Raw genomic sequence first — 8380 nt, 5'->3', positions numbered from 1 at the left:
GTAGTACCCTGGCTCACCAGCCGCCCACGGCAAAGAAGACACTGTGAAAGTGACCGAAGGAAACTTGAACAGATGTCGCACTTGTGCTGGAAGTGAAAGCGAAGTGTATTTTCCGTAGTGGTAGAATTCACGCCACCACTAAAAATCCGGACAAATTCTATTGTTCGGATTTTGATGTATCTAAAATATATTTATCCCAGTTACTTTGTTTCTTACCTAACATGAATACGTGGGCTATCCGGTTCTTTCGGTTTCTTCTCATTTTGTAGTGACGAGCAATGAGGACAAACTTGTGCTTTACTTGGAATGGCCATGCAACAGTAGGGACACTCTTTTTTTGTCATGGATTCTAGTGGGTGCTGATGTGGTTTTCTCCATCGATTCATTTGCCTGACAATCAGAAAAACAGTAAATAGAATGATAATAAAACGGATTGTCGTTAGAAATAAATAAACCATAATTAATCGTCACAGCCCCAGCTTCCTGAGCTTCTGCAAGAGATGAGAATGTTCGTCCACTAAGGCTAATATATAGATTCTCAATATTCATTTTTGATATGAAAAGGCCAATGGGGGGGAGTAACATATCACGTACGAGGGAGTCGATGAAACTACTTAGTGCAGCACCTAATACAACACCAATTCCCATGTCAATCGCACTCCCGCGCATCGTAAAATGACGAAATTCTTTAAAAAGTCCCATAGACGCTCATCTCCTTTCACTGATAGATATGAAAGAAGTGGACAATCTATGAGACAAATGTGAAATCTATGGATATCTCAGGGATATGAACTATGAATTAGATTTCTTAAATTTTATAATAGAGTCACCTAAGTAAAATGCTCCTCCTAACATTAATAAAATACCAGACAGGTAGAACATTTTATCAATTAAAATTTGGACAATTCCAACTAGAATTAAAACAATACCACCGATAACATTACGATTCCAAAACTTTTGTGACTGCTTTTCACTCAATTAGCTCACCTACCTTCCAAATATACTAGTCATTAATCTTTAAAAAGTTATGGGTTACTCTCAAATATTCTTCAGGTTGTTCAATATAAGGCATGTGTGCACTCTCTTCAAATATATGTAATTTGCTTTCAGGTGTTTGCTTGCTGAAATAGCTAGTAGACTCAGGTGTCGCTTCATCATAGCGGCCACATGTATACAAGGTCGGAATAGTGAATGTTTTAAGTTCTTTGGTGCAATCAAAGTTTCTAAGATTACCAGTCACATGGAATTCCGAAGGACCCCACATCATATTGTACACATGACGATTTTTTAATGCAGCACCTTCTTTCAGAAATTCTGGTTTATTTTCGAGCCTACAAACAAAATGATTGTTAAATATCTCAGTTGCTTGCTTGTATTCTTCTGAATCTGTCAGCCCATTTTCTTCACATATTCTTAAGGTTTCCTGCACTTCTAATGGTAATTTTTTACGGTTAGCATCTTGATCTTTTGCCCACATTGGTGCACTTAAGCAAGGGCTTGAAAAGATAATGCTATTAACTCCATCGGGGTGCTTTAAATAGTATGCTGCTGCTAATGTTGTTCCCCAAGAATGCCCTAAAATATTAAAGGTATCCAAATTAAGAGCATCCTTGATTTGGTGTAATTCCTCCACAAAACGGTCAATCTTCCATAGAGATTCATCGGTAGGGCGATCCGATTTTCCACATCCTAATTGATCATAAAGAATAACTGGACGATCCGTTGCAAGTTCTCTTAATCCTTGTAATGACCAATGGGATGAACCAGGTCCGCCATGTAGAATAATTACTGGTATACCGGCTGCCTCTGGATTATGAATTCGGTACCATACTTTTCCACCTGTGACATCGATGTAGCCTTCTTTTTCTGTCAATTTTATACCACCTTTTGTACAATCATTTTGTTTTCTATTCTATCATAAAATATAGTCCTTCTATTATTTGAATAAGCAACTTTTTTGCGAAATTTTCGTTATTTATTTAAAGTATAGTTGTATACTTAATTAATTTTACATATGGATGGTGAACAGAATGAAAATTGCTGTACTTGTAGGAAGTCTGCGAAGCGATTCTTATAACAAGTTTCTAGCAGAGAATATGCAAAAAAGGTATCAATCTGAGCATGAATTAGAGATTTTGGAGATAGGAGATTTACCATTCTACAATCAGGATGATGAACTTGATCCTCCAGAAGTTGTTAAAAACTTTAAAAGACAAGTTGCTGATGCAGATGGTGTAATGATTATTACACCTGAATATAACTGGTCCGTTCCAGGGGTGTTAAAGAATGCATTAGATTGGCTATCTAGAGTAGATAAGGTTCTAATTGATAAACCTGTGATGACAGCTGGAGCTTCACCAACTGCACTTGGTACTGTACGTGCGCAATTACATTTACGCCAAATCTTATCTGCTCCAGGAGTATCAGCAAGAGTTTTACCACCTGGTGGCAACGAAGTATTAATTAATTTTGCAAGTGAAAAATTTGATCAATCAGGACGCTTAATTGATGAGTCTACACTAGAATTTTTAGATCGAATTATGGAAAAGTTTGCTGCGTGGATTAAAAAATAAATAAAATAAAATGAAATAAAAGGACAAAGGAAATAGCCCCTTGTCCTTTTGTTATTAATTATCATTCTCAATTAGTTTATTTAAATGAGAATTAATATCAATTAACTAATAGTATTACAAGTTCTTTCTATACATTTTTATTACAAAATATATAATGAATCGATTATGTGTTGACATTATAATTGTTACTGTTAAAATTATAATTAATATAATGTAAAAACAGTTATAAATAGTTGGGTTCCAACAGTGACAACTGTGTAAATGTGGATTTAAATAAAAGGGGGGAGTACATATGTCAGTAGAATCAAATGTTTTCAATAAGCAAGATATTAATCAGAAACACGATATTATTAAAAATAATTTAATAAATAAGGTAAAAGAACATATTGAATTAATTGCTGCATTATTAAGTGGTTTTCTAATTTTAATTACATGGTCAATGGAAAGTGTTTTGTCTCAACCGCTATGGGTTAGTTTGCACATTATAGCATTTGTGATTGGTGGCTATGCTAAGGCAACGGAAGGAATTACGGAAACGATAAAGAATAAAACATTAAATGTTGAAATTCTTATGATATTAGCTGCTATTGGATCTGTAATAATTGGCTATTGGACGGAAGGGGCAATTTTAATTTTTATCTTTGCTTTATCTGGGGCTCTTGAAACGTATTCGATGAACAAAAGTAATAAGGCCATCTCATCCTTGATGGAGTTACAACCAGAAGAAGCAATGCTACTAGATGAGGAAGGCGCAAGGATTGTTTCTGTTTCGTCATTAAAAATAAATGACATTATCCTGGTAAAAGCTGGTGAAAGAATACCGGCTGATGGAGTCATTGTTAAAGGAGCAAGTGCTATTGACGAAAGTGCCATAACAGGTGAATCCATGCCAGTGAATAAAGATAATCAATACGAAGTGTATGGAGGAACAGTGGCTCTGGATGGAACATTACATGTAAAAATTACGAAGAAACCGACAGAAACCTTGTTCCAAAAAATAATTGAAATGGTTCAATCCGCACAAGAGGAAAAATCACCGTCTCAATTGTTTATTGAACGTTTTGAAAGTAAATATGTGTATGGTGTCTTAATTGTTGTTGGTATCATGATGTTTTTACCATACCTGGCGTTTAATTGGACCTTATCAGAAAGTATATATCGAGCAATGGTGCTACTAGTAGTTGCATCCCCTTGTGCATTAGTTGCTTCTATTTCACCGGCAACTCTTTCTGCTATATCGAATGCAGCTAGAAAAGGAGTGTTGTTTAAAGGTGGAATCCATGTTGAGAATTTAAGCCATATAAAAGCTATCGCACTGGATAAAACAGGGACGTTAACAAAAGGAAAACCTGAAGTTACTGATGTTCACGTTCATTCCTCAATGGATGAGACATATGTAATAGCAGTTGTTGGTGCGATTGAAAGTGAGTCTACCCATCCTTTAGCACAAGCAAACACTACTTTTAGTAATAAAAAAGAGAAATTAAGCTCCATTGAAGTTTATAATATGAAAAATGTCAGTGGAAATGGTGTAACAGCCATAGTAGATGATAAAAAGTGGGAAATTGGAAAACCAGATTTTGTTGGAAAACAGCAATCGTCAGAGTTCTTAAATGGAATTGCTTCTGAACTGGCTGAACAAGGAAAAACAGTTGTGTTTGCAAAAGTCGAAGGGGAAATTGTTGCTGTTTTTGCTTTAAAAGATACAGTTCGAAAAACAACTAAAAAAGCCATTCGTAAATTAAAAGAATTAGGCATTCATCCAGTGATGTTAACTGGGGATCATGAATTAACAGCAAAAGCGGTTGCACAAGAAGCTGGAATTGACCAATATATTGCCGATTGTCTTCCTCAAGAAAAAGTAGAACATGTAAAGGAACTACGTAAAAAATACGGCAATATTGCAATGGTTGGAGATGGAATTAATGATGCACCTGCATTAGCAAGTGCTAACGTAGGGGTTGCAATGGGGGAAGGTACGGATGTTGCACTAGAAACAGCAGACATTGTTTTAATGAAAAATGACCTAGCGAGAATAACGAATTCTATTAGTCTATCATCACGAATGAATCGTATCGTAAAGCAAAATATCTTTTTCTCTTTAACGGTTATTCTTATCCTAATTACAACCAATTATTTACAAATACTTGACCTACCATTAGGAGTAATCGGGCACGAAGGTAGTACCATACTAGTTATTTTAAATGGATTACGCCTTCTTAGAGACCCTAGTTCTATAACTTAGTTCAATGATTACAAAGCTTAGAATGAAAACTAAACGCTGTCACAAACTATGTAATAAAGAAGTGGAGGAATGTTTGTGACAAATAATAAACGTTATACCGTTGCAGGAACAGATATTGAAGCTGTGAAGGAACAGGCTCGCCGTTCAGGGCTTTCATACAACGAAGCAAAAGAATGGATTGCAAAAAACACTGGAGGACGAGGTACTAATGTTTTCAGTGATACGGATCCAGAAGAAGTAAAACAGCAAATTCACCAATCAAAAGATGATTAGTAAAAACCTCCTCATTTTGAGGGGGTTTTTGTGTTTCTAGAAAGTGCTACTCTCCTCAGGCTTAATGCATGATTTGGTCAAGCTTCGAATAGAATGAAGTAAAGGCTTTAGGACAGGGGAGAGAGGACTAGTGCTACAATCTATTTTAGAGATTTTTACGAGCGAAGCGAAAGCAGAGGCGATATTATCTAGCCCTTTAGTAGAATTAATTTTCATGGTGTTGTTTATTGCATTTTTTGTAACGTTATTTGTGCATATCGCCTTATATGGAAAACTTCGAAAACTGCGTAATTACCTGCATGAAACTAATCGTATGGACATAGAACCACTACAGTCTTTTAAGAGTGAATATGATAAACGACTTGAAGAAGATACCGTGAAAGCTGAAACATTTGTGCAAGAGAAATTTTCTGGATGGCGCGTGTTCTCAGTGCCAGTTGTCAGTTTAATAAAATTGATTCAGACAACGGTTTCGGTTTTCATTTTAATTGGTGTGTTAGGGACATTTATTGGTTTAACGATGTCTCTTGGTAGTATCAATGCTGGTGGAGACCAAATCGTTGAAAATGTAGCTAGTGTATTAGCAGGTATTGATATTGCTTTTTATACGAGTATTGCCGGAATGGGTTTCTCCCTTATTATGACCGTACTTACAAAAGTGTTGAACACAGAACACGTACTGACAGATATTATGTTGAAAGTTGAATCGAACCTCAATGGTCATAAGGAGAACGGTATAAGTCGATTAATTGACGTATCAGAAAATATCCATCAATCCATTGTAGATTTGAAGGATTCTAACCAGCAATCATTACAAGGGATTGAACAGGCTTTTGAAGGGTTCCAAGCGTATACATCAGGATTACAACAATCAGCAAAGGATTTGGCTACCTTTAATGAAGGGTTAGGTCATAATCTTCAGGAGTTTCAAGAACTGTTTGGAAGCATGCAGCAAGTTACAGATGGGTTTAGTGAAGGCACTAAACGACTAAATGATAATTTTGATTCGTTGTTCATGTATTTTAAGAAAATGGATAGTAGAAATGAACGTATGGTTCAAGGTGTGGAAGGTACTTTTGATAAAATGAAAGAAGTATCCGACATACAAATGGATACTTTGAAGAATTTTGAAGGTTCTGTTGAAGAACTAAAAAGCTTTATTACAACGATTATAGAAGAACAACAGTCTGCCTTTTCTACAATCAATAAAATTGTGCAGCAAAGTAACCAATTAGTAAAGAAGATGGAGGCGCATAATAAGGAGTTCAAACAAATATTTGGTTCTGATTTATCATCGAAGCTAGGTGGTATCACGACCTATTTGGGAGAATTAACTAGAGATTTTGATCGTTTAGGAGAATCAATCGTTCAATTACCAGATGCACTAGAAGTAGTCAACCAAACTCAAGCCGAGCACAAACATCTGTTGATGGATCGATTTGAAGAGCTCAAACACTTTAATCAAACGTTCAATAAACATTTAAAAGAACATGCAGTCGAATCGATGACATTCGAGAAACACTTAAGAGAAGCTACAAGTTCCTATGAACAATTAGGGATGAAAAACAATCAATTAATTAATGAGATTAACTCAACCATCAACCAGATAAGTCAAAATTATAGTCATCGAGAAAATCAACTAGAATCTAGTGTTGGCCTGCTAAAAGACGCTCTGACCAAGTATACATCTGGGGTCGAAAGCTCTCTTGGTGAGAAAATGGAAAAAGTTGTACGAAATATCTCTGATTCGATGAATACGACAAATGAGGGAATCAAACGTGAGTTTATGGAATTACGTAGGTTATCTGAAGACGTACAACAAAATAATGCTCGCTATACACAGCAAATGATCCAGGAATTAAGTAGAGAAATCCAAATTTTAAATCGCCAACTTAGTATGTTTAGTCAGCAAGGTTTACAAAGGCAAAGACAAAATACTATAGGGATGAACCAAAATGAATACTAAGTATCAAAGACTGTTTAAGAGGAGTGAAGAAGGGCATTTTTGGCCATCTTTTACGGACTTGCTGACTAGTATACTGCTTTGCTTTATATTGATTTTCATCGTAATGATGGTTATAAAATCACTTCAGATTGAAGAGATGAAAAAGACGATTGACCAAATTATGGGAGTTCGAGCTCAATTAGTGGGAGATATAAAAACAGAGTTTGAAGACACCACTTTAGCTATTGAAGTAGATGACAATACCGGGGCAATCATTTTTGATACAGAAGTTCTCTTTGAGTTTGATGATTCCAAGTTAAAGCCAAATTCCTTTGAGTTTTTAGATGAATTTGTCCCGAAATATTTAGATGTCCTACTTGAAAGTGGGTATGAAGAATATATTGCAGAAATAATTATTGAAGGACATACCGATCGGCAGGGAGGATATTTATATAATTTAGAACTAGCCCAGGATCGTGCGTATAATGTGGCATCTTACATTTTGGGGGATGAATTCCCATATAAAAATATTCAAGAACATCTAGAAGATAAACTAACCGTTAATAGTAAATCTTATACAGATTTCCGAACAGATGAAGACGGAGATTATAGTGCGCAAGAATCACGAAGGGTAGAATTTAAATTTCGTCTCAAAGATGAGGAAATCCTTAATAAAACTAGAGAAATTTTAGGAGAATAGATATCTGGTGTATACGATTCTCTTTTTGGATTCATCATGGTAGTACATACTATCCATGAGAAAACTAAACAATATTATAAGATAGTAAATAAACATGTTTACAAAAAAGGAGTAATACTTATGGAAAAAATTGAGGTTGGAGAAGTATTTACAATTAGTGATGAATCGTCCGAAGAACAGGAAGTTGAAGTTTTAGCTGTCGTTACATTACAAGGGACAGACTATGCAGCTGTAGGTTTCGTGGAAGACATAAGAGATGAAGAGAATGAAGATATGGATATCTTTTTCTTACGAATTGAAGAGGACGGGGAATTAGGAGCTATTGAAACGGATGAGGAATTTAATAAAGTTTCAGAAGCTTTTGATGCCATTTTAGAAGAAGATTAAATTTTCATTTACCCCTCCAAAAGGTAATAACGAAAGAGGTTGTGACTAAAGTATCTTAGATAGACCAAAATCCGAACATTAGAATGTTCGGATTTTTTGAAATTGCGAGCAAATGCTAGTGGTGACGTGAATTCGACCGCTACGGAAAATACATTTCGCTTTCACTTCCAGCACAAGTGCGACATCTGTTCAAGTTTCCTTCGGTCACTTTCACAGTGTCTTCTTTGCCGTGGGCGGCTGGTGAGCCAGGGTACTAC

The 8380-nt window shown here is 35.7% G+C and carries 9 protein-coding genes; 6 read left to right on the top strand and 3 right to left on the bottom strand.

Annotation, left to right across the window (positions count from 1 at the left end):
• Window positions 1–297 precede the first annotated feature (297 nt).
• From BUB12_RS16745 to BUB12_RS16735, 3 genes are all read right to left on the bottom strand, one after another.
• Window positions 298–702 carry an MscL family protein gene (locus tag BUB12_RS16745; protein WP_084063392.1) on the bottom strand — a complete coding sequence of 135 codons (405 nt, stop codon included), beginning with the start codon at window positions 700–702 and terminating at the stop codon, window positions 298–300.
• A gap of 90 nt (window positions 703–792) precedes the next feature.
• Entirely contained in the window at window positions 793–978 is a 186-nt protein-coding gene (locus tag BUB12_RS16740) for a hypothetical protein (protein WP_072892054.1), read from the bottom strand.
• A 25-nt stretch (window positions 979–1003) separates the two neighbouring features.
• A complete protein-coding gene (locus BUB12_RS16735) occupies window positions 1004–1873 on the bottom strand; it encodes a proline iminopeptidase-family hydrolase (RefSeq protein WP_072892053.1) in 870 nt (289 codons plus the stop codon).
• A 157-nt stretch (window positions 1874–2030) separates the two neighbouring features.
• Here BUB12_RS16735 and BUB12_RS16730 point away from each other — a divergent pair, with 157 nt between their 5' ends.
• The 6 genes from BUB12_RS16730 to BUB12_RS16705 all read left to right on the top strand — a co-directional run bounded on the left by BUB12_RS16730 (window position 2031) and on the right by BUB12_RS16705 (window position 8123).
• Complete coding sequence (locus tag BUB12_RS16730) at window positions 2031–2573, top strand: NADPH-dependent FMN reductase (protein ID WP_072892052.1); 543 nt, start codon at window positions 2031–2033, stop codon at window positions 2571–2573.
• A 292-nt stretch (window positions 2574–2865) separates the two neighbouring features.
• A complete protein-coding gene (locus BUB12_RS16725) occupies window positions 2866–4818 on the top strand; it encodes a heavy metal translocating P-type ATPase (protein WP_072892051.1) in 1953 nt (650 codons plus the stop codon).
• Window positions 4819–4893: 75 nt separating this feature from the next.
• Entirely contained in the window at window positions 4894–5091 is a 198-nt protein-coding gene (locus BUB12_RS16720; protein WP_407668461.1) for a hypothetical protein, read from the top strand.
• 130 nt (window positions 5092–5221) lie between these two features.
• Entirely contained in the window at window positions 5222–7057 is a 1836-nt protein-coding gene (locus BUB12_RS16715; protein ID WP_072892049.1) for a MotA/TolQ/ExbB proton channel family protein, read from the top strand.
• Complete coding sequence (locus BUB12_RS16710) at window positions 7047–7736, top strand: OmpA family protein (protein ID WP_072892048.1); 690 nt, start codon at window positions 7047–7049, stop codon at window positions 7734–7736. The genes BUB12_RS16715 and BUB12_RS16710 overlap by 11 nt, the downstream gene beginning before the upstream one ends.
• A gap of 120 nt (window positions 7737–7856) precedes the next feature.
• Window positions 7857–8123: a DUF1292 domain-containing protein gene (locus BUB12_RS16705; RefSeq protein ID WP_072892047.1), complete on the top strand. Its 267-nt coding sequence runs from the start codon at window positions 7857–7859 to the stop codon at window positions 8121–8123.
• Window positions 8124–8380: the final 257 nt, after the last annotated feature.

The sequence above is a fragment of the Ornithinibacillus halophilus genome (assembly GCF_900129485.1).
In the GTDB taxonomy this organism is placed as follows: Bacteria; Bacillota; Bacilli; order Bacillales; family Amphibacillaceae; genus Ornithinibacillus; species Ornithinibacillus halophilus.
Note: the sequence above shows the minus strand (reverse complement) of the source record. Positions and strands in the feature narration are given on the sequence as shown.